Annotated in this window: 19 protein-coding genes; 8 read left to right on the top strand and 11 right to left on the bottom strand. The window is 70.8% G+C overall.

Translation table 11 applies throughout. The features are described 5' to 3' along the window. Genes NQO67_RS29020 through NQO67_RS29010 form a run of 3 tightly spaced genes read left to right on the top strand, consistent with a single transcriptional unit; the run spans position 1 to position 2,752 of the window. On the top strand, positions 1-1,239 hold the full coding sequence (locus NQO67_RS29020) for a Tm-1-like ATP-binding domain-containing protein (RefSeq protein ID WP_255953262.1): 1,239 nt from the start codon (positions 1-3) through the stop codon (positions 1,237-1,239). A gap of 50 nt (positions 1,240-1,289) precedes the next feature. After that, positions 1,290-1,601, top strand: a complete 312-nt coding sequence (locus NQO67_RS29015; RefSeq protein ID WP_255953261.1) for an EthD family reductase — start codon at positions 1,290-1,292, stop codon at positions 1,599-1,601. Continuing rightward, positions 1,595-2,752 carry a Gfo/Idh/MocA family protein gene (locus NQO67_RS29010; RefSeq protein ID WP_255953260.1) on the top strand — a complete coding sequence of 386 codons (1,158 nt, stop codon included), beginning with the start codon at positions 1,595-1,597 and terminating at the stop codon, positions 2,750-2,752. The genes NQO67_RS29015 and NQO67_RS29010 overlap by 7 nt, the downstream gene beginning before the upstream one ends. Before the next feature lie 94 nt (positions 2,753-2,846). Here NQO67_RS29010 and NQO67_RS29005 read toward each other — a convergent pair whose 3' ends face one another. The 5 genes from NQO67_RS29005 to NQO67_RS28985 form a co-directional block, all read right to left on the bottom strand. Continuing rightward, entirely contained in the window at positions 2,847-4,811 is a 1,965-nt protein-coding gene (locus NQO67_RS29005; protein ID WP_255953259.1) for a glycoside hydrolase family 2 protein, read from the bottom strand. Between the two features lie 61 nt (positions 4,812-4,872). Next, positions 4,873-6,180: a family 1 glycosylhydrolase gene (locus NQO67_RS29000; RefSeq protein ID WP_255953258.1), complete on the bottom strand. Its 1,308-nt coding sequence runs from the start codon at positions 6,178-6,180 to the stop codon at positions 4,873-4,875. 65 nt (positions 6,181-6,245) lie between these two features. Then, on the bottom strand, positions 6,246-7,112 hold the full coding sequence (locus tag NQO67_RS28995; RefSeq protein ID WP_255953257.1) for a carbohydrate ABC transporter permease: 867 nt from the start codon (positions 7,110-7,112) through the stop codon (positions 6,246-6,248). A 5-nt stretch (positions 7,113-7,117) separates the two neighbouring features. After that, positions 7,118-8,107: a carbohydrate ABC transporter permease gene (locus NQO67_RS28990; protein WP_255953256.1), complete on the bottom strand. Its 990-nt coding sequence runs from the start codon at positions 8,105-8,107 to the stop codon at positions 7,118-7,120. Between the two features lie 91 nt (positions 8,108-8,198). After that, positions 8,199-9,536: an ABC transporter substrate-binding protein gene (locus NQO67_RS28985; protein ID WP_255953255.1), complete on the bottom strand. Its 1,338-nt coding sequence runs from the start codon at positions 9,534-9,536 to the stop codon at positions 8,199-8,201. A gap of 275 nt (positions 9,537-9,811) precedes the next feature. Here NQO67_RS28985 and NQO67_RS28980 point away from each other — a divergent pair, with 275 nt between their 5' ends. Next, positions 9,812-10,903, top strand: coding sequence for a LacI family DNA-binding transcriptional regulator (locus NQO67_RS28980; protein WP_255953254.1), 1,092 nt, complete (start codon positions 9,812-9,814; stop codon positions 10,901-10,903). A gap of 148 nt (positions 10,904-11,051) precedes the next feature. On the opposite strand, the gene NQO67_RS28975 is transcribed toward NQO67_RS28980, so the two are convergent. From NQO67_RS28975 to NQO67_RS28965, 3 genes are all read right to left on the bottom strand, one after another. Further along, entirely contained in the window at positions 11,052-12,050 is a 999-nt protein-coding gene (locus tag NQO67_RS28975) for a hypothetical protein (protein WP_255953253.1), read from the bottom strand. Positions 12,051-12,459: 409 nt separating this feature from the next. Beyond that, positions 12,460-13,626, bottom strand: a complete 1,167-nt coding sequence (locus NQO67_RS28970) for a CU044_5270 family protein (RefSeq protein ID WP_255953252.1) — start codon at positions 13,624-13,626, stop codon at positions 12,460-12,462. Then, entirely contained in the window at positions 13,623-14,270 is a 648-nt protein-coding gene (locus NQO67_RS28965; RefSeq protein ID WP_255953251.1) for an RNA polymerase sigma factor, read from the bottom strand. Before NQO67_RS28965 ends, NQO67_RS28970 begins: the two co-directional genes overlap by 4 nt. A gap of 499 nt (positions 14,271-14,769) precedes the next feature. Between NQO67_RS28965 and NQO67_RS28960 the strand changes: the two genes are divergently transcribed. Next, on the top strand, positions 14,770-15,177 hold the full coding sequence (locus tag NQO67_RS28960; RefSeq protein ID WP_255953250.1) for a hypothetical protein: 408 nt from the start codon (positions 14,770-14,772) through the stop codon (positions 15,175-15,177). Positions 15,178-15,287: 110 nt separating this feature from the next. Here NQO67_RS28960 and NQO67_RS28955 read toward each other — a convergent pair whose 3' ends face one another. Next, the gene (locus NQO67_RS28955) at positions 15,288-16,091 is read right to left on the bottom strand and encodes an aminotransferase class IV (protein WP_255953249.1); all 804 of its coding nucleotides are present in this window, start codon (positions 16,089-16,091) and stop codon (positions 15,288-15,290) included. Between the two features lie 292 nt (positions 16,092-16,383). Here NQO67_RS28955 and NQO67_RS28950 point away from each other — a divergent pair, with 292 nt between their 5' ends. Next, positions 16,384-17,016, top strand: a complete 633-nt coding sequence (locus NQO67_RS28950; RefSeq protein ID WP_255953392.1) for a GntR family transcriptional regulator — start codon at positions 16,384-16,386, stop codon at positions 17,014-17,016. Positions 17,017-17,085: 69 nt separating this feature from the next. Here the strand turns inward: NQO67_RS28950 and NQO67_RS28945 are convergent, their stop codons facing one another. Both NQO67_RS28945 and NQO67_RS28940 read right to left on the bottom strand, forming a co-directional pair. After that, positions 17,086-17,856 (bottom strand): type 1 glutamine amidotransferase, encoded by a 771-nt coding sequence (locus tag NQO67_RS28945; RefSeq protein WP_255953248.1) that lies wholly within the window; start codon positions 17,854-17,856, stop codon positions 17,086-17,088. A gap of 115 nt (positions 17,857-17,971) precedes the next feature. Then, on the bottom strand, positions 17,972-18,352 hold the full coding sequence (locus tag NQO67_RS28940) for a YybH family protein (RefSeq protein ID WP_255953247.1): 381 nt from the start codon (positions 18,350-18,352) through the stop codon (positions 17,972-17,974). A gap of 139 nt (positions 18,353-18,491) precedes the next feature. On the opposite strand from NQO67_RS28940, the gene NQO67_RS28935 reads away from it, so the two are divergent. Both NQO67_RS28935 and NQO67_RS28930 read left to right on the top strand, forming a co-directional pair. Continuing rightward, a complete protein-coding gene (locus NQO67_RS28935; protein ID WP_255953246.1) occupies positions 18,492-19,400 on the top strand; it encodes a LysR family transcriptional regulator in 909 nt (302 codons plus the stop codon). 118 nt (positions 19,401-19,518) lie between these two features. Next, positions 19,519-20,859 carry an MFS transporter gene (locus tag NQO67_RS28930; protein ID WP_255953245.1) on the top strand — a complete coding sequence of 447 codons (1,341 nt, stop codon included), beginning with the start codon at positions 19,519-19,521 and terminating at the stop codon, positions 20,857-20,859. Positions 20,860-20,882: the final 23 nt, after the last annotated feature.

Here is a 20,882-nt window from a genome sequence, read left to right as displayed (position 1 = left end):
GTGCGCACCGTGGTGCTGATCGCGACCCTCGACACCAAGCACGAGGAGTGCGCCCACCTGCAACGGCGCCTGACCGCACGGGGCTGCCACACCCTCGTCGTCGACACCGGCGTGCTGGGCACCCCCGGCTTCGCGGCGGACGTCGACCGGGCGGCCGTCGCCGAGGCCGGCGGCGCCGACCTCGCGGGCCTTGCGGCGGCCGGCGACCTCCAGGCGGCGGTCGCGGCCATGGGCCGGGGCGCCGCCGCGGTCGTCAGGCGTCTGCGGGAGGAGGAGCGGCTCGACGCCGTCCTCGCGCTCGGCGGGTCGTGCGGCACCACGATCGCCACCGAGGCGATGCGGGCGCTCCCGCTCGGCGTTCCCAAGGTGATGGTGTCCACGATGGCCTCCGGGAACACCCGCCCCTACGTGGGCACATCGGACATCACCATGGTGCACTCCGTCGTGGACGTCGCCGGCCTGAACGCCGTCTCGATCCCGGTGCTGGACAACGCCGCGGCGGCCACCGCCGGGATGGTGACCGCCCCGCGGAGCGCCCCGGCCGGCACCCGCCCCCTGATCGGCGCCTCCATGATCGGGCTGACCACCGCGGCGGTGGACGGCCTGCGCGCACGGCTGGAAGCCGAGGGCTACGACGTCCTCGTCTTCCACGGCAACGGCAGCGGTGGCCGGTCCCTTGAGGCCCTCGCGAGCCAGGGCCTGCTGGTCGGCGTAGCGGACCTGACACCCACCGAACTCGCCGACGACCTGCTCGGCGGGGTGTGCTCCGCCGGCCCCGACCGGCTCACCGCCGCGGGTGCACGCGGGCTGCCCCAGGTGGTGTCGCTCGGCGGCCTCGACATGGTGATGTTCGGCCAGCGCGCCTCGGTCCCGGCGCGCTACGCCGGCCGCCTCCTGCACTCCCACCACGCCAACGTCACCCTGATGCGCACCAGCGTCGCTGACTGCGCCGAACTGGGCCGCCGGCTCGCCCGGAAGCTCAACGCGGCCCGTGGCCCCGTCTCCCTCCACCTGCCGGCCGACGGCCTCTCCCGGCTCTCCGAACCCGGCGGCGCCTTCCACGACCCGCGCGCCGACGCGGCCCTGGTCTCCGCGCTGACCTCCGCACTCTCACCAGCCGTCACGGTGCACCGATCGGGCCTGCGGTTGAACGACCCGGCGTTCGGCGCGGCGATGGCCGATGACCTGGCCCGACTCTGCCGGACGAGCCCCGCCGCACCCGCCACGCCCGCACCCTGACCACCGCTACACCGTCACACCGCCACACCGCCACCACGCACGGAGCCGCCATGCACCGGATGACGATCCTCTACGGCACACCCGCCGACCCGGCAGCCTTCGACCACTACTACCGCGAGGTGCACATCCCGATCGCGCGGCGGATGAAGGGACTGACCGGCTGGACCATGAACCACCTCGCCACGGACCAGGACCCTTCCCCGTACCACCTGGTGGTCGACCTGTACGCCGAGAGCCGCGCGGCCATGGACGCGATCCTCGCCTCGCCCGAGGGACGAGCGGCCTCCGCCGACGTCCCCAACTTCGCCACCGGCGGAGTGACCTTCCTCCGGGGCGAGGAGGAGGTCGTCCCCACATGGTGAGCGCACCGGAAGGCCTGTCCGTGGTGGTCGTCGGCCTGGGGTTCGGGAGCGACTTCCTGCCCGTCTACCTCAGCCACCCCGACGTCGCCAGGGTCGGCATCTGCGACCCCGACGCGGGGCGCCTGGACACGGTCGGCGAACAGTACGGTCTGCACGACCGGTTCGAGACCTTGGAGGACGTCCTCGGCGACGACCGGTGGGACGCGGTACACCTGCTCTCGCCCGTCGCCTTCCACGCCGACCAGGTGGCGCAGGTGCTGCGGGCCGGCAAGCACTGCGCCTGCGCCGTACCGATGGCCACCTCCCTGGCGGACATCCACCGGCTCATAGCGGCGCAACGCGCGTCGGGGCGCAATTACATGATGATGGAGACGGCCGTCTACGGCCGCGAGTACTTCTACGCCCGTCACCTGCGCGACTCCGGTGCGCTGGGGCCACTCACCTTCCTGCGCGGGTACCACATCCAGGACCTGCACGGATTCCCCAGCTACTGGTGGGGCTTCCCGCCCATGTACTACGTCACCCACGCGCTCTCCCCGCTGCTCGCGCTGGCCGACACCCGGGCCGTGACCGTCCGCTGCCTGGGATCGGGACGGCTGCGCGAGGACCTGGTGCACGACTACGACAACCCCTTCCCGCTTGAGACCGCCCAGTTCCAGCTCGCCGACGGGGGGTTGGCAGCCGAGGTGACCATGGCCTTCCACCACACCGGGCGCGCCTACCAGGAAGGTTTCTCCGTCTACGGCCACGACGGTGGCTTCGAGTGGGAGCAGGTCGAGGGCGAGGGGCCGGTCCGGTTCAGCATGGGTCCGCAGGAGGCCGGGCGGCGGGGCAGGGCCGCCGAGAGCCGCCGCGTCGACCTGCCCGACTTCGGTGCGCGGCTGCCGCAGGAAATCCGCCGCTTCACCCGTCCCACCACCTTCGACCCGGGACACGGCACGCCTTTCGAGGTCGGGGCGCACCACGGCGGATCGCACCCGCACCTGGTCCACGAGTTCGTCCGCAGCATCGTGGAGGGGCGCACCCCCGCCGTCGACGCCCTGACCGCGGCGGCCTGGACGGCACCCGGGGTGTGCGCCCACGAGTCGGCCATGCGCGGTGGCGAGGCGGTGGAGATCCCGGACTTCACCTCGGGCACGACGGGGGAGTGAGCCCACGCATGCACCCGGCCCCGTTCCGCGAAACGGCGGCCGACCACTGGTGCCCGAGGGGCGGCGTAGCGGCGTCGCGTCAGGGTCTTTCGGCTCAGCCCTGACCGCGGGGACCGCCGTCGACGGACTCCGGAGCGCGCCGCCCGGCGTCGGGCCGGGCCGACTGGGCCTCCTCGACGCTGCGGCGGTGCTGCTCCAGCGCCTCGGTGGGCATCGCGGCCGAGGGGCGCGAGAACAACCGGTGGACCTGCTCGGGTGGCAGCTTCGGGGTGCGCTCGGCGGTGAGCAGGCCGTTCGTCTCCTGCTCGGTGTCGGTGAGCTGGGTGTAGCAGAAACCGGCCAGCACGGGGGAGTCCGCGATCGCGCGGGTGAGCTCGTCGAGCCGCTCGAGCAGTTCGGCGGGTGACGTCACCGTCGAGTAGCCGAACCACTCCTCGCCCTGTGGACGGAAGCTGAGCCCGCCGAACTCCGTGAGCATCACCGGGCGCCCGCCGCGTGGATCGGCGGGGTCCGGGTCCAGCACGACGCGCCGGCCCCCGGGACGGCCGTGCGTGAGCATCGCGTCCACGGCCGCCGCGGTCCCGTAGCGCTCCCGCAGTTCCTCGCCGGTCGCGGCGTAGTCGTGGATGGCCCACACGTCGCCGTCCGGCATCTCCCACCCGTCGTTGGAGATGACCGGGCGGGACGGGTCGAGCGCCCGGGTGAGGTGGACGACGGACTCGACGAAGCTGCGTTGCGCGGGCGAGTGGGCGATGTCCTGGACGCCCCAGCTCTCGTTGAACGGGACCCAGGTCACCACGCAGGGGTGGCCGCGGTCGCGGCGGACCACGTCCATCCACTCGGTGGTCAACCGGCGCACCGCCTCAGGGCCGAACGCGAACGCGCCCGCCATCTCGCCCCAGACTATGAGACCGAGCCGGTCGCACCAGTACAGGAAGCGCGGGTCCTCCACCTTCTGGTGCAGCCGGGCGCCGTTGAAGCCGAGTTCCTTGATCAGCTCGACCTCGCGGCGCAGTGCCGCAGTGTCGGGTGCGGCGAGATGGGACTCCGGCCAGTAGCCCTGCTCCAGGACCATGCGCGGGTAGTACGGCCGCTCGTTGAGCAGGAACCGGCCGTCAGCGGTGCCCACCGTGCGCAGGCCGAGATAGCTCGTCACCTCGTCGATGGTGCGGACCGTCCCGTCCGCCGCGCGGCTGCACAGCCGGACCTCGGCGTCGACGAGGGTGGGCGACTCGGGGGACCACAGCAGGCGGTCGCGGTCCTGGCCGTTGCGCAGTGCCGGGACGGGGATGTCCAGGACGACCTGGCCGTCGCCGACCGGCCCGGCGACCAGCGTGGTGTGCTCCGCCAGCAGCTCGCCCGCCAGCCGCAGGTGCACGGCGAGCAGCAGGTCGGAGGCTTCCCACGGGACCGGGGCACGGCGGACGCCGGTCTCCATGCGGACCGCGCAGCGCTCCAGGTCGAGCGTCCAGCACAGCTCCGTGACATGGGTCGACGGGACCACTTCCAGCCAGACGGGCTGCCAGATGCCGGTGGTGCGGTGGTACCAGATGACGTGCGGGTCGGTCTGCCAGTCCTGCTTGCCGCGGGGCTGGGCCGCGTCCTCGGGGAGGTCCTCGGCACGTACGACGACGGTGTGCTCGTCGGTGTCCGGGGCCAGCGCGTCGGTGATGTCGAACGCGAAGGGGGTCATGCCGCCCTCGTGCTCCCCGACCCGGGTGCCGTCCACCCAGACGGTGGCCCGGTAGTCGACGGCGCCGAAGCGCAGCACGGCACGGTCGCCGCCCAGCTCCGCCGCGTCCAGCGGCAGCGCACGGCGGTACCAGACCACCGGGTGGTAGCCGGTGTCGCGGATGCCGGAGGCCGGCGACTCCGGGGGGTAGGGCACGGTGATCGTGCGGTCGAAGGCGGCGGCGTCGTGCTGCCAGCGGGCGCCCGTGCCGCGGTCCTCGTCGTCGAAGGCGAACTGCCACACCCCGCTCAGGTCCGTCCACCGCGGCCGGCACAACTGCGGGCGGGGGTGGAGGCCTTCTTCAGTTGCCGTGTCGTGCGCGCTCAACGCGTCGCTCCTGTTCCGCAGGGGTGTGGGTGGGGGGTGGAGGGGCGCGCAGGCCCTGCCGTCATGACGTCTGGGTGCCGTCGGTCGGCGCGGGGGCCTGGGCCTCCTTGGTCTGTGCTTCCTTGGCCTGGGCGTCGTTGGTCTGTGCTTCCTTGGCCTGGGCGTCCTTCGCCAAGGCGCGGAAGCGGTCCACCAGTGCGGTGGGTTCGCGCCGCAGGATCGCGCCCGCGTCGCGCTTCAGGTCGTACAGGCCCATCTGGACCAGCCAGCGGTCCACCGGCTCGGTGGACTCCCGGTAGAGCCAGTCGACGAGCGCGAAGAACGGGAACCAGGTGTAGCCGACGAGCGGCATGCCCTCCTCCCGCAGCCGGTGCACGAGGGCGACGCTCTCTTCCAGCCAGGCCAGCCGTTCCTCCACCGAGCCGCCGCGGCTGGTCTCGGACAGGAACAGGGGCTGCTCGTAGCGGGTGGCGTAGGTGTGCAGCAGGTCCACCAGACCGTCCGTGCCGGCCTCTTCGGGCGTCAGCTCGCCGGTGCCGGCGTTCCGGTGGGCCGTGGTGAACGCCGGGTAGTAGTTGACCCCGATCACGTCGGGTGTCACCGCGTTCTCGGTGAACCAGGCGAGTTCGGCCTCGGTCACGCCGTGCGCGGTGAGGTGGTCGCGCATCGGGTGGTCCGCGTCCACCCGGCCCGTGATCAGGTCGAGGCCGAGGAAGCGGCGTTCCTCAAGGTGCTCGCGCGCCCCGGCCGGCCACTGCCCGGTCCAGCGGAAACCGGCGTCGACGTGCACGAACGTCGCCTCCGGCTGGGCGGCGGCGATGCGTTGCTGGGTGAGCACCATGCCCTTGGCGAGCTGGGTCACGATCTTCACGAAGCCGTCCTCGCCGCGCAGGTACGGCGGCCAGGTGCCCTGCTCGCCGCAGTACACCGCGTTGATGATCGGCTCGTTGAGCGGCGTCCAGCAGTCCAGCACACCGCGGTAGCGCACGGCCGCCGCTTCGGCGTAGGCGGCGACGGCGTCCGGGTAGCGGTGGTTGAGGAACTGGTTGTCCAGCCACAGCGGCGTCCCGTAGTGCATCAGGTCGACCATGCAGCGCAGCCCGAGGTCGCTCAGGTGCGCCACGACGCGGTCGGTCCACTCCCAGTCGAACGTGCCCGGGGACGGCTCTACCAGGTACCACGGAATGCCCCACCGGATCATGCCGGCGCCGGCGTCCGCGGCGCGCGAGAGGTCGTCCTTCCACTGGTGGTAGTGCTGGGTGAGTTCGTACTCGTCGAGCTTGCGGCGGCCGACGCCCTCCTGCGGCACGAAGGTGTCCTCGATGCCGACGGCGAAGTGCAGGCTGCCGTCCCTGAACCAGGGGGCCATGGTGAAGGGCTCGCTTTCGTCGCGTGGCACCGGGCGTGAGGCCGGGCGTGGTGCCGGTGGGTTCGTCATTTGATGCCGGTGGTGGCGATGCCCTGCACGAAGCTTCGCTGGATGAGCAGGAAGAGCAGGATCACCGGGAGCAGCGAGAGCACGGCGCCGGCCATCAGCATCCCGTACTGGGTGACGTGCTGCCCCATGAACAGCGACAGCCCGGCGGGCAGGGTCGCGTGGTCGTTGTTCGACGTCATGATCAGCGGCCACAGCAGGTCGTTCCAGTTGTACTGGAAGTGGAAGAGCCCCAGGGTCAGCAGCGCGGGCCGGGCCAGCGGCAGGACGATCTGCCAGTAGATGCGCCACTCCGACGCGCCGTCGATGCGCGCGGCCTCCTCCATGTCCTTCGGCAGCGCCAGGAAGAACTGGCGCAGGAAGAAGATGCCGAACGCGTTGGTCGCACGCGGCACGATCATGCCGGCGAAGGTGTTGACCAGGCCGAGGTGGTTCAGCAGGTCGTACAGCGGGATCAGGGTGATCTGGAACGGCAGCATCAGCATGACCAGGATGATCACGAAGATCGCGTTGCGCCCCTTGAACTCCAGCCGGGCCAGCGCGTACGCGGCCATCGAGTCGAAGAACAACGAGATGACGGTGACCGACCCGGCGAAGACGACGGTGTTGCGGTACAGGCCGGCGAACGGGATCGCGTGCCAGATCTCCCGGTAGTTGTCGAGCGTGAAGGCGCGCGGCCACAGCGTCGGCGGGCTGGTGACGATGTCCGTCTCGGGCCGGAAGGAGGCCAGCACCATCCAGATGATCGGCAGCAGCACGGCGAAGGCGATGGCGAGCGCGGCGACCGCGACGGCGACGCGCCAGGCGGTCGTCAGGGCCCGGGAGCGCGGGTCGCCGTGCCGGACGGCCGCGGAAGGTCGGGTCATGGTCATCAGAAGGACACCGCCCGCTTGCGGAAGTACGTGAACTGGAGCATCGACAGCACGAAGACCAGCACCAGCAGCACCCAGGAGACGGCCGCCCCGTAGCCGAACTGGTTCTGCTGGAAGCCGACGCGGTAGGTGAACATCACCAGCGTCTCGGTCTGGAAGAACGGGCCGCCGTGGGTCATCACGTAGATCTGGTCGAAGGCCTGGAGGGTGGCGATCGCCGCCATGATCGTGATGAGCATGGTCTGGTTGGCCAGCAGCGGCCAGGTGACGTTCCGCAGCCGTTGCCACGCGTTGGCGCCGTCGGCACGTGCCGCCTCGTACAGCTCGCCGGGTATGGACTGGAGACCGGCCAGATACATGATCATGTAGAAGCCGACGTTCTTCCAGACGCCCACCGCGATCACCGCGGGCATGGCGTAGGACGGGTCCTGGAGCCAGCCCTGCTCGGTGGTGACGCCCAGGTGCGACAGCCAGTCGGTGAGCAGCCCGATGTTCCCGTCGAGCAGGAACGACCAGGCGATGGAGACCACGCCGAGGGAGACCACGAAGGGCAGGAAGACGGCGGTGCGCAGGAAGCCGCGCAGCGCCATGGCCCGGTTGAGGAACAGCGCGAGCCCGAGCGCCAGGACCACGCTCACCGGGGTGCTCACCGCGGCATAGACCAGCGTGTTCTTCAGCGCCCGCCACACCGCCGGGTCATGCAGCATGTGGCGGTAGTTGTCCAGGCCGACCCACTGGGCCGTCTGCATCAGGTTGTAGCTGGTGAAGGAGAGATAGCCCGCCTGGGCCATCGGCCAGACGACGAAGACGGCGAGGATCAGCAGGCTCGGGGTGAGGAAGAGCCAGCCGGCCCGCGCCTGCCGGCCCTGGTAGGAGAGCCGGAAGCGCCGGCCTGAGCGACCCGGCCGGCCGGTGCCGCGGCCGGAACCGGGGTCAGGGCCGTGGCCGGTGGCGGCGGCCGGGTGCCGCGGCGTGGTCTGTGTGGGCATCGTTCACCTTCGGGACGGCGCGATCGGTGGAGCGGGGGCGTGTGCGGGACGCGCGGGGTTCCCCGCTCCACCGGCGAATCTCTGGCTCAGGTCACTGGCCGGTCTGCTCCAGCTGCTTCTGCACGTCGGAGTCGGCCTGCTTCAGGACCGACCGCACGCTGCCCCGGCCGTTGAGGATGCGTTCCAGGGCGGGGTAGAAGACCTGGTCCTGGATGCCGGGCGCGTTCACCAGGCCCGGCAGGAACGACCGGGAGGAGCGGAGCACCTGCGGGGCGCCGAACGCCGCCGCATACGGGTAGCCCTTCAGGTCCTTCGCCGTGATGTCGCTGCGGTTGGCCGGGAAGCCGGTGCCCTTCGCCATCGTCAGCTGGGACTGCTTGCTGTTCCAGAACGAGAAGAACGTGTAGGCCGCCTTCTTGGTGGCCGGGTCGCTGGACGTCAGGCCCAGCGAGGTGACGTTGGCCGCGGTCACCCGCGACTGCGAACCGCCGAACGGCATGGTCACGCCGTAGTCGACCCCGGCCTGGGTGAAGGTGCTGGTGTCCCAGGGGCCGACGATCTCCATGGCGGCCCGCTGGGTCTGGAACAGCTTGTCCGCGTCGGCGCCGCTGAGGCCCACCGGTGAGACCTTCTTCTTGCGGATCAGGTCGGTCCAGTGCTGGACCGCTGAGACGGTCGCCGCATCGTCGAGCGTCGCCTTCTTGCCGTCCTGGCTCACCACACCACCACCGCTGCCCCACATCAGCACCGGGAACATCGGGATGGTCTCGTGATCGGCCACCGCGATGGCGTACTGATCGGGCTTGCCGTCCTTGTCGGTGTCCTTGCTGAGCTTGGCGGCGGCCCGCTCGAACTGCGCCAGCGTGGTCGGCGGCCTGTCCGGGTCGAGGCCGGCCTTCTTGAACAGCGCCTTGTTCCAGTAGAGCATCAGCGGCGCGGTCTCCATCGGCACGCCGTAGTTCTTGCCGTCGAACTTCGAGGCCTGCACCGCGGACTTCACCAGCTTCGCGGCGACCGGGGACGCGGACGAACCGGAGTAGAAGTCGTCGACGGGTTGCAGCACCCCGCTGTGCGCGTACTTGGACATCTGCATGCTGTCCATGCCGACGATGTCCGGGCCGTTGCCGGAACTGACGCTGGTGAGGAGCTTCTGATAGAAGACGTCCCACGGCATCGGGTTCGACTCGACCTCGATGTCCCTGTGCGCGGCGTTGAACTGGCCGACCAGCTTGTCGACCGTGGCCTTGTCGCCGCCGGTCAGGCCGTTCCAGAACTTCAGGGTCACCTTGCCGCCGCTGTTCGCCCCGTCGCCCGCGCTGTGACCGGCGCCCTGGCCCGCGCAGGCGCTCAGGGCCAGCCCGCCCACGAGCACCATGCACGCCGCCCTACGCACCCTGCGCCCGCGCAGGTCTGGCTGCTTCGAATCCACGAGCACTCCTCCGTCAACCCGTTCTCCATCACCCCGGTCTCCGGGTGAGCCGAGATATTGATACAACGTTGTGGTAAACGTTGTACAGTCTCGATTCGGCAAAGTGGCTTGCGCATGGTCAATGGATGGGTCTTGATTCGGCACGGGGAGTGCCGATCTGGAGACCCACTGTGCTGACCTGCGATGACGCATATCTGACGGATATCTTCAGCACGATTCAGAGCACGACAGATGACGCACATCTGACGCATATCTTCGGAACGACAGGGGGAAGGATGCGCCGACCCGGGCTCCGGGACGTGGCCGCACTGGCGGGCGTCTCCGTGAAGACCGTCTCCAACGTGGTCAACGGCACCGGCCGGGTCACCGCACCCACCCGTGAACGGGTCGAAGCGGCCGTGGCGGCGCTGGGCTACCGGCCCAACATGGCGGCCCGCAACCTGCGCCGCGGTCGTACCGAGGTGATCACCCTGGCGGTGCCGGAGCTGACCGCGCCGTACTTCGCCGAGCTCGCAGACGCCATGATCCGGGCGGCCGAGCCCCGTTCGCTGACCGTCCTGATCGACCAGACCCAGGGGAACCTGGAACGCGAACGGCTCACCTTCCAGGGCGAGCGCCTCCAGCAGAGCGACGGCCTGATCTTCAGCCCGCTCGCCATGCCGGCCGACGAACTCGCCCGCCGCACCGACACCGTGCCGATGGTGCTCCTGGGGGAGCACGCGCCCGACTGCCCGCACGACCGCGTCGTCATCGACAACCACGCGGCGGCCGCGCTGGCCACCGAGCACCTGATCGGTCTTGGCAGGCGAGCGATCGCCGCGATCGGCCCGCAGCCGCGTGGTTCACACCCCACGTCCCAGCTCCGGCTCGACGGCTTCCGGGACACCCTCGCCGCACACGGCATGTCGGCGGACCCCGCCCTGCTGGCGTCGGTGGAGAGCTTCCACCGCGCGGACGGCGCCGCGGCCATGAACCGACTGCTCGCGCAGCATCGCAGACCCGACGCCGTGTTCTGCTTCAACGACCTGCTGGCCCTCGGCGCCGTCCGCGCCGCACACGACCACGGTCTGCGCGTCCCGCAGGACATCGCCGTGATCGGCTTCGACGGCATCGAGGAAGGCGCGTTCAGCACGCCTACCCTGAGCACCGTCACCCCCGACAAACGCCAGATCGCCGAGGCCGCACTCGACCTCCTGGCCTCCCGCACCGACGACGCCGACGGGCCGCCGAGGACGGTGACCGTCGCTCACGAACTCGCCGTGCGGGACAGCACCGGTACCGGCACCGGTGGCCGCCTCGGTACCGGCACCGGTGGTCGGCCGCCGACCGCGGACGGCGTCGGTGCGGGTCGGGCGGCGTCGGGGTGAGTACGGGCGGCGCCGGCCGAGTCGGCCCGGGCCCGCCGGCGTGCGACCATCCCGGTCAGGGCATGTGGTCACCAGCGTATGAGTCCGTCACCGCCGGGCTGTGAGTGGCTGCCGGCCGGAGCCCACGGACCGCAATCTCGGCACTCGGTCAGAACTGAACGCCGATGGTCTGCTTCTTGTTGTGATAGTCGAGCACGGAACTGCGAAAAAATGACCCCATCTGGTGATTCTTCGTGGCGGTGATCACGATCTTGGCCGACTTGAGGTCGGCGGGGACTTCCCAGTAAATCCTGCCTCCGAAAAAGGCGTTGTCGGGTTCCTGGATTTTCCCTGTTTTCAGCTCCGGGTCGTCGAATCGCTGCGCCTGGATCGCTTCCCCTTCGTCGGTGGTGAGAGTGAAGTCTTTCGTCGGGAGCGCCGTGCGCCAACTGTTGCCCCCGGTCACCTCCGTATCCAGGGTCAGGAACGCCTTGTCCGGGCTGGAAGGGTACTTGAGCTCGTAGTTGGGTTGGGTGAGGGTGTAGGTGAGATTCGCCTTTTCGACGTTGACGATGGTCGGGTATTTCCCGTCGGGGAACGTGTCCTGCTGTCCGTTCGAAGAAATGAGGGCAAACGGAAAGGAGAGTCGCTTGGTGATGTCTGTCGTGACGCTGGCGCCGTCCGGTTCGTCTTCACCGCTGACGTCCGTCCGGTAGAGCAACACCGGATCATCCCCGGAGCGTCTGCCGGTCACCAAGGAAAGCGACTGGACGAGACCTCCCGTGTCGACCTCGAGAGCCACGTCACGGGCGCCGCTGGCGACGGACATCGCGACGGTTCGGCTCGCTCCGGTCGACAGCGCCTCCGAGTCCAGGACGGTGCGAGTTCCGTCCACCACCAAGGCGACGCTGTTCGTGGTCGTGGGTGTACCGCCACCCGAGTCGGACTGCTCGCCCAGGTGGCCGAACGCGTCGTATCGAACCAGGAGAATCTGCTGTCCCCGTGCGGCCTGGCGCGGCCCTTCGCCGGTGGTGACGACTGAGGGCTTCGCCGTACCCAGAAGCTTGAACTCGTAGCCCAGGCCAACGACCCGGGCGGTCTCAGGGGTTCCCACCGCTTTGGTCGCCGGATTCGAACCCACAACGCCGACAACCGAATTCTTACCCATCGGCGGTGCCGTGTTACTGGGCTCGGCAGTAGCGGTCGGCTTCCCATCCCCCGATCCTCCGCATCCTGTGATTGCGGTCAGGGCCAACACGGCAAGCGCGGCGGATAACACGTGTGGCTTCATCTCAACAGCCCCCTTGTTCAGGCCTCAGGGAGCCGGGTCCGCGACCACGGTCCCAGCTCCCCGTCTTCGTCAGCAGGTCAGCACGTCAGCACGTCAGCGCATCAGCACGATAGCGGCCAGGGCCTGTCCGGGATCGGTCCTTGGGATGCGGATCTTCTCCAGGACCGGCCTGAACTGGGCGCAGTCCGCCCGCTGTCCACCGGTGCCGGAGTCGCCGGCGGGCTCGGGTGCCGGCGGGCTCGTGTGACGGCAGGCCCGTGTGACGGCAGGCCCGTGTGCCGGTGGGTCAGCCGGTGGTGGAGGTTCCGCCGTCCTTCTCCGGCACCATGCCGTGCTGGTCGGCGACGCCGCGCTGGAGGATGGCGACGGAGCCGGCCGGGACGTTCGCCTTGCCGGGCTTCTTGTCCGCTGTGGTGTACCAGCGCGAGCCGAGGAGCGTCAGGCTGTGCTTGTCGAAGATCCACACGTCGCGGTTCGCGGTGGAGCCGTCTTCGCGGGTGATGCCGATGCCGTGGCGGCCGGCCGTGTCCACCGCGTCGGGGACCTCCCGCACACCGGGGATCTCGGCCATGGCGCGGTAGAAGGCCGCGGCGTTCTCGGCCGGCATGAGGTTGGTGCTCAGTATGTCCCCGATCATCTCGAAGACCGCCTGGTCCTTGGACTCGTGCTCGCCCGCCCCGCTGTGCGAGGCCAGCAGCTTCAGAAGCGCCTTGGGGGCGGTCGGCAGGGACGCCAGCCACCGGTAGGTGGGCCGGTCGAACCCGGGTGCCTGGGCGCCGCTGCTGTCCGAACCGTCGGGTACGGAGGTCTCGATCGGGATGTCCTCACCGGACATCTGGGCGTCCTGGCCGGTGTCGCGCATCCAGCCGACGACGGTGACGGGGATCGGGTCCTGCGACATCCACCGCTCGCTCTTGTAGGGCCTGCCCAGCTTCACGGGGCCGTCGAAGGTCCCCGTGTTCTCCTGGACGAGGCTGCGGACGTAGACGAACTGGCTGTCCTTGACCGGTGTGACGGCGGTCTTCAGGGAGGCGTCGGCGATCCTGTGGAGCGCGATGACGGCCTGCGGCGCGCGGCTCTGCGACGGGGAGGCGGGGGCGCTTTCACCTCCGCCGGTCAGGGTGAGGGCCAGGGTCCCGGCCAGGGCCAGCGAGGCGGCCGGGACGAGCACGGCCGGCCGCAGCAGCCTGCGCCGGAGCGGTGCGGGGAGCGGAGTGGTGGCCTGCGGGACGGTGGCCTGCGTGGTGGTGGCCTGCCGGGCGGTGGCCTGCGGGGCGGTGGCCTGCGGGGTGGTGGCGTCGCGGTCGTGGTCGATGTGCTGCATCAGGATGTCCTTGTGGTGGAGGTGACGCCCGGCGGGCAGGTCGAACTCCACAGGCCGCGGCAGCAGTCGGGCCAGTTCCTCCACGTCGTCCGACTGGGGGCCGGAACGGGACGGCGGGGTGGCGTTCATGGGTTTTCCTCCCGTAGGGGCAGTGCCGCGAAAGCGGCTTCACTTCTTCCCTCTCCGCGGCCCTTCCGCGGTTCCGGCCGTTCCCGATGTTCCTGATGCTGCTGACGTCTCTGGTGTTTCTGACGTTTTTCGCTGAGCCTGCCGAGGCGGGTGCGGGCACGTGAGAGACGCGAGCGCACGGTGCCCACCGGGACCCCGAGCGCCTCGGCGGCCTGCGCGTAGTCAAGACCCGACCACACGCACAGGGCGAGCACCTCCCGTTCCTCCCGGCGCAACCCGCTCAGTGCGGCGTGGACCGCCGCCAGCCGGCGGGCGTCGTCGAGGCGGCCGGCCGTCTCCTCCGCGAAGTCGGGCACCGGCGGCGGTGGCCGGTGGGCCAGGAAGGCGAGCCGCCGCCGCAGACCGCGGTTGGCGTTGTACGCCTTGTGCGTCGCGATCCCCAGCAGCCAGGGCGCGAGCGAACCGCCCTCGGGCTCCAGCCGTGCCCGGTGCGACCATGCGGCCAGAAAGGTCTCGGACATCACCTCCTCCGCGGTCGACCAGTCGCCGGTCAGCCGCAGGGCATGGTTGTAGACCAGCCGCGCGTGTTCCTCGTAGAGATCGGCGAACGCCTGGCGGTCTCCCGCCCGGATGCGCGCACGCATGCCGTCTCCGTCGTCTGTGTTCCTCACACCCGTTGTCTCTCCGCGAGCCGGCAGGGGTTCCTGTGGCATGTCTCACGTCGCGCCGCCGGTGCGGCGGGGCGACCGGGACCGTGCGCGCCACCGCCCGTCACCCGTACCGCACCTACCACCGGGCAGGGCTGCGGACCCGGCGTGAGCGTCTACGCCTGCGAACCCTGCCGGCAGAAGCGCAAGCTCCAGCCCCGGGACGGCACCGGCCACTGGCCCGCGGCCACCCAGCCACCTGACCACCACCGCCCCTGGCCTGCACGGGGCAGACACGGTCGCCTTCGACCAGGCCTCGGCAGGCTTCCTGGCCGGCGATATCCCGGCGCTCCACTTGTGGCGCGCATCGTCAACGTGTTGGCGCTCGCCGTCAACGTCCTTCAGGCCTGAACCCTTCACCATGGTGCTCGGTCGTCACACCAGAGGAGTCCAGGCGACTCCGGGATCAAAGGATGCCCGAAAGGGGGAGGAAGGAATGACGAAACTTCTGAAGGGCCGCCACGCGCGCGCCTTCGCGACAACCGTGGCCCTGTCCGTTGCTGCCACAGGTGCCATGTTCACGGCCAGCCCTGCGGCGAACGCCACAGCCACCACCTGCTCGCAGTCGAACACTTCCAGCGTCAATGGTGAAGGCGCGGCCTACCTCACCGCAAACCGCAATCTGAAAGACGGATTCTACGGGGACTGCTATAACATCGAGCCGCTCAGTTCGGGAACGTACGTGTACCTCCGGTGTTTCACCGAGAACTCGTACGGCAACGTGTGGTGGTACGTGCGCCCGCAGGGCAGCACCGTTCCCGGATGGCTTTCCGAGGCCGATCTCGATCTCCGCTATCTTGACGACAATGGCGATGGCCAAATGACGTGGTTGTCGTGCTATTAGTGATGTAGCGAAAGCCATCCGCTGGTCAGCCGTCCCCGGAAAGGGCGGCTGACCGTCGCACCGCTGTCCCCGTGCCTGACGGCGCGATCGCCGAACTCATGGCCCGTGCCCTACAGCCGCTCTCCCGGCAGGGCGAGATGGACCTCCCGCAGCCGCGCGAGGACCGGATGCTCGGGCGCGTACCGGACCCGGCCGTCATCGGCGGCGTCGATCCCCCGGATTTCAACGATCTCCCGGACCCCGACGGCGGTGTTCGTGGCGAAGGCGGCCCGCATGCCGGTGAGGGAGGCGGCGACGACGGGGACGGTGCGGTGCTCGTGCAGGTCCTTCAGCTGGGCCATCGTGATGCCGGGCAGGACGTCCGCACGGGGCCACACCACCGTGCCGTCGGCGTCGACGAAACCGACGTTCCAGGTCGGGCCCTCGGAGATGTGGCCGTATGCGTCGACGAACAGGGCGTCGTCGGAACCGGCCAGTTGCGCGGCGCGCCGGTGGTGCAGGGCACCGAACAGGGCGGTGTGCTTCACCTCGGGTACGTCCCGCTGGTACCGGGTGACGCGCACCGTCAGCGGGGGCGGCGGCTGCGGGCCGGCCGGTCGATGCGTGACGAGGACGTGCGGATCCTTCGCCGCGACCGGTCGTTCCAGGTCCAGGCCGGGATCGAAGACGGTGACGCGGGCGACGAAGGCGCCGGACCTGCCCCCCACGGCTTCGCGTAGCTGGTGCCGGACACGCTCCGGATCCAGGTCGGTGCCGAACACCGCGCGGCAGTCCCGCACCAGCCGCTCCAGGTGCCGGCCGAGGCCGCGCACGTGCTGGTCCTCCACCCGCAGGGTGGTGAAGTGGCCGTAGTTGCCGAGCGCGAGGGCACGCACGGCGCCGGGGTCCGCCGGGTGTCCGTTCAGGAGGGCCATGCGGCACAGTCTGGCAAGGGCTCGTCCCGGGCCAGGGGGTGCGGGCCCGGCCGTGCGCTCGACCCTGGACGAGGGAGCGCACGTAACCTGGGACGCGGACGCGTGTGTGACCCGCGGATGAGGAACGTGCGTACCTGCGGATGGGGGAAAGGCAGTGCCGACCGGCGAGGGCGATGCTCACAGCAAGCCCAAGGGGAGAACCAGCAGCAGGAGCGGCGGCAGGGGCAGCGGCAGCGGTGACGGCAGCCGTGCGGCCGCCCGCGCTGCCGATGCCGAGAGCGGGCGCCCATCGGTGGTGACCGGCATCCGGGAGGCCATCCTCCGCGGTGAGTTCGTGCCGAACCAGCGCCTGGTCGAGGCCGACCTGTCCGAGCAGTTCGCCGCCGCTCGTGCGAGCGTACGCGCCGCCCTGCTGGAGCTGGCGAAGGAAGGCCTCGTCGAACGGGTCCAGAACCGTGGTGCCCGGGTCCGTGCGATCTCGCTCGCCGAGGCCGTCGAGATCACCGAGGTGCGGCTGGTGGTCGAGGGACTGTGCGCCGCCAAGGCCGCTGAGCGGATCACCGAGGAGGAGACCGAGGAACTGGCGGAGATCGGGGAGAGCATGCGCTCGGCCGTCTCCTCCGGCGATGTGCTCGGCTACTCCCGGCTGAACGAGGAACTGCACGGCCGCATCAGGGCGATCAGCGGCCAGCGGACGGCGTCGGAGGTGCTGGAGCGACTGCGCGCGCAGAGCGTCCGCCACCAGTTCAAGCTCGCCATGCACCCCGGCCGGCCGCACGTCTCCCTTCCGCAGCACCTGGCGATCATCGAAGCCGTCTGCGCCCATGACCCCGACGCCGCCGAACGCGCCGCCCGCGCCCATCTGCGCAGCGTCATCGAGACGCTGCCGGAGGTCGACCCCTCCGGAGAGCCCGTAAACCCGTAAACCCGTAAAACCCGGAGAACGCGGAGAAGGCGGAGAACGCGGAACAGGGTGAGCCGGCCGACCGTCGGACTACGGCGTGGTGGACCCGGTCCGCCGGGTCCCTGGGGCAGGGGCGCCCGGGGCAGCGGCATCCGGGGCAGCGGCGCCCGTGGCCAGGCGGGCGAAGCGGTGGGCGACCCTCCGCCAGACCTCGGCCGAGGCCGGCTCGGCTGCCAGTGCCTCGCGGTGCAGGGCGTCGCGGTCGACGCCGTGCGCAGCCAGACGCGGGGTCGCCCAGCGCTGGATGCGATCGGCGTCGGCCTCCGGGTGGAACTGCACACCCCATGCGGCGGGTCCCAGGCGGAAGGCCTGGTGGGGGCAGTCGTCTGAGGAGGCGAGCCAGACGGCGTCCGCGGGGAGCCTGGTGATCTGGTCGATGTGGTTCTCGATCGCGGACACCGCGGGCGGCAGGTCGCCGAAGAGCGGGTCACCGGCCGCCTCGGGCCGCAGGGTCAGACGGGTGCTGCCGAACTCCGGCGTCCCGTGGCCGGCCCGTACCTCGCCTCCCGCGTGCTGTGCCAGGAGTTGGCCGCCCAGGCAGATGCCGAAGTAGCACACGCCACGGGTCAGGGCCTCGCCCACCAGGCGCCGTACGGCCGGGAGCCACGGGGCACGGGCCGCGTCGTCCGGCATGAACCCGCCGCCCAGCACCATCAGCGCGTCATGCTCCAGGCGGGACGGGAGCGGTGCGCCGGTGTGCGCCTGCACGACCTGCGGCGTCAGGCTCGCCTCGGTGAGCCAGGGCCCCCAGCGGCCCGGACCGCCGGTCTTGGAGTTCTGCACCACCAGCGCGGTTGCCATGCGCCCAGCCTAGAGGCCACGGAAGGGGAGCACGGGGACCGGCTGGGTACGGGCCGGCGGGGTACGTGCCGGCAGCGTGCCGATCGGCAGGGTGCGAACCGGCAAGACGCGTCCCTCAGCCGGTCGTCCGCGCGGTGTCCGGTGTCATGAACTCCGGCTGGTCCAGCAGACGGAGCCAGGTGCCGTCCGGTTGGCGACGGACGACCTGGGCGCGGGCACCCGTGCCGTCCTTCGGTGGTGTCGAGGTGAGCGCGATGTCGCCGCTGACCAGGGTGGGAAGCGGTGGTTCCGGTTCGAAGCGCGGGGCGTTGGCCAGCACTTTCTCCCAGAGCGTCCGGATGGCCGCGCGGCCCACCGTCTGGTGGCCCGGCGGGTAGGCCATGACGGCGTCCTCCTCGTAGAGGGAGGCGACGCCCTCGGCGTCCCCCGCGTTGGCGTACCGGACGAACAGCCGGGTGAGGTCCTCCGGGTGCTGGGCCTTCTCGTGCTGCGACACGGCCTGATCCTTTCGCTCGGTGGGAGGGACTCCCGTCCCTCCTCGGCCGGGACGGACTCCCGCCCTTCACGATCAAGGATCAGCGACCGCTCATGAGAAGTCCAACAGATGGTAATCATGATTGCTAGAATTACTGGTTATGGAATTGAGGCAGCTGGAGTACTTCGTCGCGGTAGCCGAGGAGGCGCACTTCACCCGGGCCGCCGAGCGGGTGCACATCAGCCAGTCCGGGGTGAGCGCCCAGATCAGGCAGCTGGAGCAGGAGCTGGGGGCCATGCTCATCGACCGGTCCGGGCGGAGCGCACGCCTCACCCCGGCCGGGACGGCCGCGCTGGGCCATGCCCGCGCCGCGCTGGCCTCCGCCGCGGCACTGCGCCAGGCGGTCGACGAGGTGAACGGCCTGATCCGGGGCCGGCTCGTGGTCGGCATGGTGACCGCCTGCACGATCACCCCCCTCTTCGACGCACTCTCCGCATTCCGTCAGGACCACCCCGGTGTGGAGATCACGCTGCACGAGGACACCTCCGACCGCCTGGTGGAGCGGCTGCGCGCCGGCACGCTCGACCTGGCCCTGATCGGTACGGCCGAGGCGACGCCGAAGGGCCTCGAGGCGTACGAGATCGTGCGCGAGCGGCTCGTCGTCGCCGTGCCGCCGGGACACCCGCTGGGCGAACGATCCCGGGTGAGGCTGGCCGACCTCGGTGCCCATCCGCTGGTGAGCCTGCCGACGGGCACCGGGGTCCGCGCCGTCTTCGACCAGGCCTGTGCGACGCGCGGCATCCGGCCCGACATCGCCTGCCAGGCCAGCGCCCCCACCGCCGTCGCCGACCTGGCGATCCGGGGCCTCGGCGCGGCCGTCCTCACCGAGTCCATGGTCACCCAGCACGAGCCCCTGCTGACGGCGCGCCGGATCGAGGACGTGGACGCGGCGGCGCTGCTGTCGCTGGCCTGGAGGCAGTCGGCGAACCCCGCCCTCCGGCAGTTGATACGGCACTGCCGCCGCGCCTTCGCGACGCCCGCCACATGGCCGGAAACCGTTCCCACCTGAGGGTGACGTACCGTGCTGTGCGGCCGGCAACCGACCGGGCACGAGGGTGCCCACGACAACGGCATCGTCATGTATCGGCGCTGACCGGGTCCTGACGTCGGCAGAACCTGGAGCGGCGATGGACCAGCACGAGGCAGACGAGGCGGAAGAGGCAGAGGCAGTCGCCACCCCCCTGTCCGACGGTCCATCCGACCGTGCCGCGCTCCAGCGCCGCACCGTACGCACCCTGGCGTTGACCCAGATAGTCGCCGGGGTGGGCGTCGCCACCGGCACCGGAGTCGCCACGCTGCTGGCGGCCCAACTGGCGGACTCGATCACCCTGGTCGGGTTCGAGCTGACCGCCTCCACCCTCGGCTCGGCGCTCGCCGCGACCGTGCTGGCCACCCTGGCGGACCGCGGCGGGCGCCGGCGCGGCCTGGTGACCGGGTACCTGATGGGCGCGGTGGGCGCGGTGATATGCGTGCTCGGCGCGGTGGCGGGCAACTTCTGGATATACCTGGTCGGCATGGCCTGCTACGGCTTCGCTTCGGCCGCCGGCTTCCAGGCCAGGTTCGCCGCCGGGGACCTGGCGTCCGACCGGAACCGCGGGCGCGCGGTGTCCTTCGTGCTGTGGTCCGGCACGATCGGCACGATCACCGGGCCGAACCTGGCCGGTGCCGGCGCGGCCGTCGCCCGCATGGTGGGCATACCCGACCTGTCCGGTGACTTCCTCTTCTCGCTGGCCGGGTTCGTGATGGCGGCGGCGCTGGTCACGCTGCGGCTGCGCCCCGATCCGCTGCTCACCGCCCGAAGCGACCTTCAGGCCGCGACCGGCCGGTCGTCGAAGCGGCGCGGGCAGTGGCGGCAGGCGGTGTCCCGCACCCTCGCCGTGCCCGGTGCCCGACTGAGCGTGGTGACGCTGGCCACCAGCCAGACGGTCATGGTGTCCATGATGTCGATGACGATGCTCCACATGGGCCACGCCGACCACGACCACGGCGCCACGTCCGGCATCGGCCTGGTCGCCCTGGTGTTCAGCATGCACCTGGCGGGCATGTCGGGCTTCTCGCCGCTGTTCGGCCTGGCCGCCGACCGGCTGGGCCGGCCGCCCGCGCTGCTCGGCGGTCTGCTCACCAGCGGGCTCGCGCTGCTGCTGCTCGGCACGTCGCCGGCCATGGTGACCTTCCAGTCGGCGCTCGGCATGCTGCTGCTGGGACTCGGCTGGTCCTGCATGCTGGTCACCGGATCGACCCTGCTGTCCGAGTCGGTCGCCGCCGAGCAGCGGCTGCTGGTGCAGGGTTTCTCGGACACGTTGATGCTGGTCTGCGGTGCCGGCGGCACCGCGCTGGCCGGGATCACCGTCTCCACCTTCGGGTACCCGATGCTGGCCGTGTTCGCCGCGGTCCTGCTTCTCCCGGCGCTGCTGCTGACCGTGACGGCCGTCGCCGGCACGCGACGCGCTGCCGTGCCGCAGGAGTGATCCCACGCGGGCGCCCGGCGCGC

Source organism: Streptomyces odontomachi (assembly GCF_024435355.1).
GTDB lineage: Bacteria > Actinomycetota > Actinomycetes > Streptomycetales > Streptomycetaceae > Streptomyces > Streptomyces odontomachi.
Note: the sequence above shows the minus strand (reverse complement) of the source record. Positions and strands in the feature narration are given on the sequence as shown.

What these genes read in the sequence shown, in the direction of transcription:
- NQO67_RS28930 (WP_255953245.1), top strand. Translation starts at nt 19,519, where the DNA reads ATGGACCAGCACGAGGCAGACGAGGCGGAAGAGGCAGAGGCAGTCGCC.
- NQO67_RS28980 (WP_255953254.1), top strand. Translation starts at nt 9,812, where the DNA reads ATGCGCCGACCCGGGCTCCGGGACGTGGCCGCACTGGCGGGCGTCTCC.
- NQO67_RS28945 (WP_255953248.1), bottom strand. Translation starts at nt 17,856, where the DNA reads ATGGCAACCGCGCTGGTGGTGCAGAACTCCAAGACCGGCGGTCCGGGC.
- NQO67_RS28975 (WP_255953253.1), bottom strand. Translation starts at nt 12,050, where the DNA reads ATGGGTAAGAATTCGGTTGTCGGCGTTGTGGGTTCGAATCCGGCGACC.
- NQO67_RS29000 (WP_255953258.1), bottom strand. Translation starts at nt 6,180, where the DNA reads ATGGCCCCCTGGTTCAGGGACGGCAGCCTGCACTTCGCCGTCGGCATC.
- NQO67_RS28970 (WP_255953252.1), bottom strand. Translation starts at nt 13,626, where the DNA reads ATGAACGCCACCCCGCCGTCCCGTTCCGGCCCCCAGTCGGACGACGTG.
- NQO67_RS29015 (WP_255953261.1), top strand. Translation starts at nt 1,290, where the DNA reads ATGCACCGGATGACGATCCTCTACGGCACACCCGCCGACCCGGCAGCC.
- NQO67_RS28965 (WP_255953251.1), bottom strand. Translation starts at nt 14,270, where the DNA reads ATGCGTGCGCGCATCCGGGCGGGAGACCGCCAGGCGTTCGCCGATCTC.
- NQO67_RS28960 (WP_255953250.1), top strand. Translation starts at nt 14,770, where the DNA reads ATGACGAAACTTCTGAAGGGCCGCCACGCGCGCGCCTTCGCGACAACC.
- NQO67_RS28955 (WP_255953249.1), bottom strand. Translation starts at nt 16,091, where the DNA reads ATGGCCCTCCTGAACGGACACCCGGCGGACCCCGGCGCCGTGCGTGCC.
- NQO67_RS29010 (WP_255953260.1), top strand. Translation starts at nt 1,595, where the DNA reads ATGGTGAGCGCACCGGAAGGCCTGTCCGTGGTGGTCGTCGGCCTGGGG.
- NQO67_RS28935 (WP_255953246.1), top strand. Translation starts at nt 18,492, where the DNA reads ATGGAATTGAGGCAGCTGGAGTACTTCGTCGCGGTAGCCGAGGAGGCG.
- NQO67_RS28990 (WP_255953256.1), bottom strand. Translation starts at nt 8,107, where the DNA reads ATGCCCACACAGACCACGCCGCGGCACCCGGCCGCCGCCACCGGCCAC.
- NQO67_RS28995 (WP_255953257.1), bottom strand. Translation starts at nt 7,112, where the DNA reads ATGACCCGACCTTCCGCGGCCGTCCGGCACGGCGACCCGCGCTCCCGG.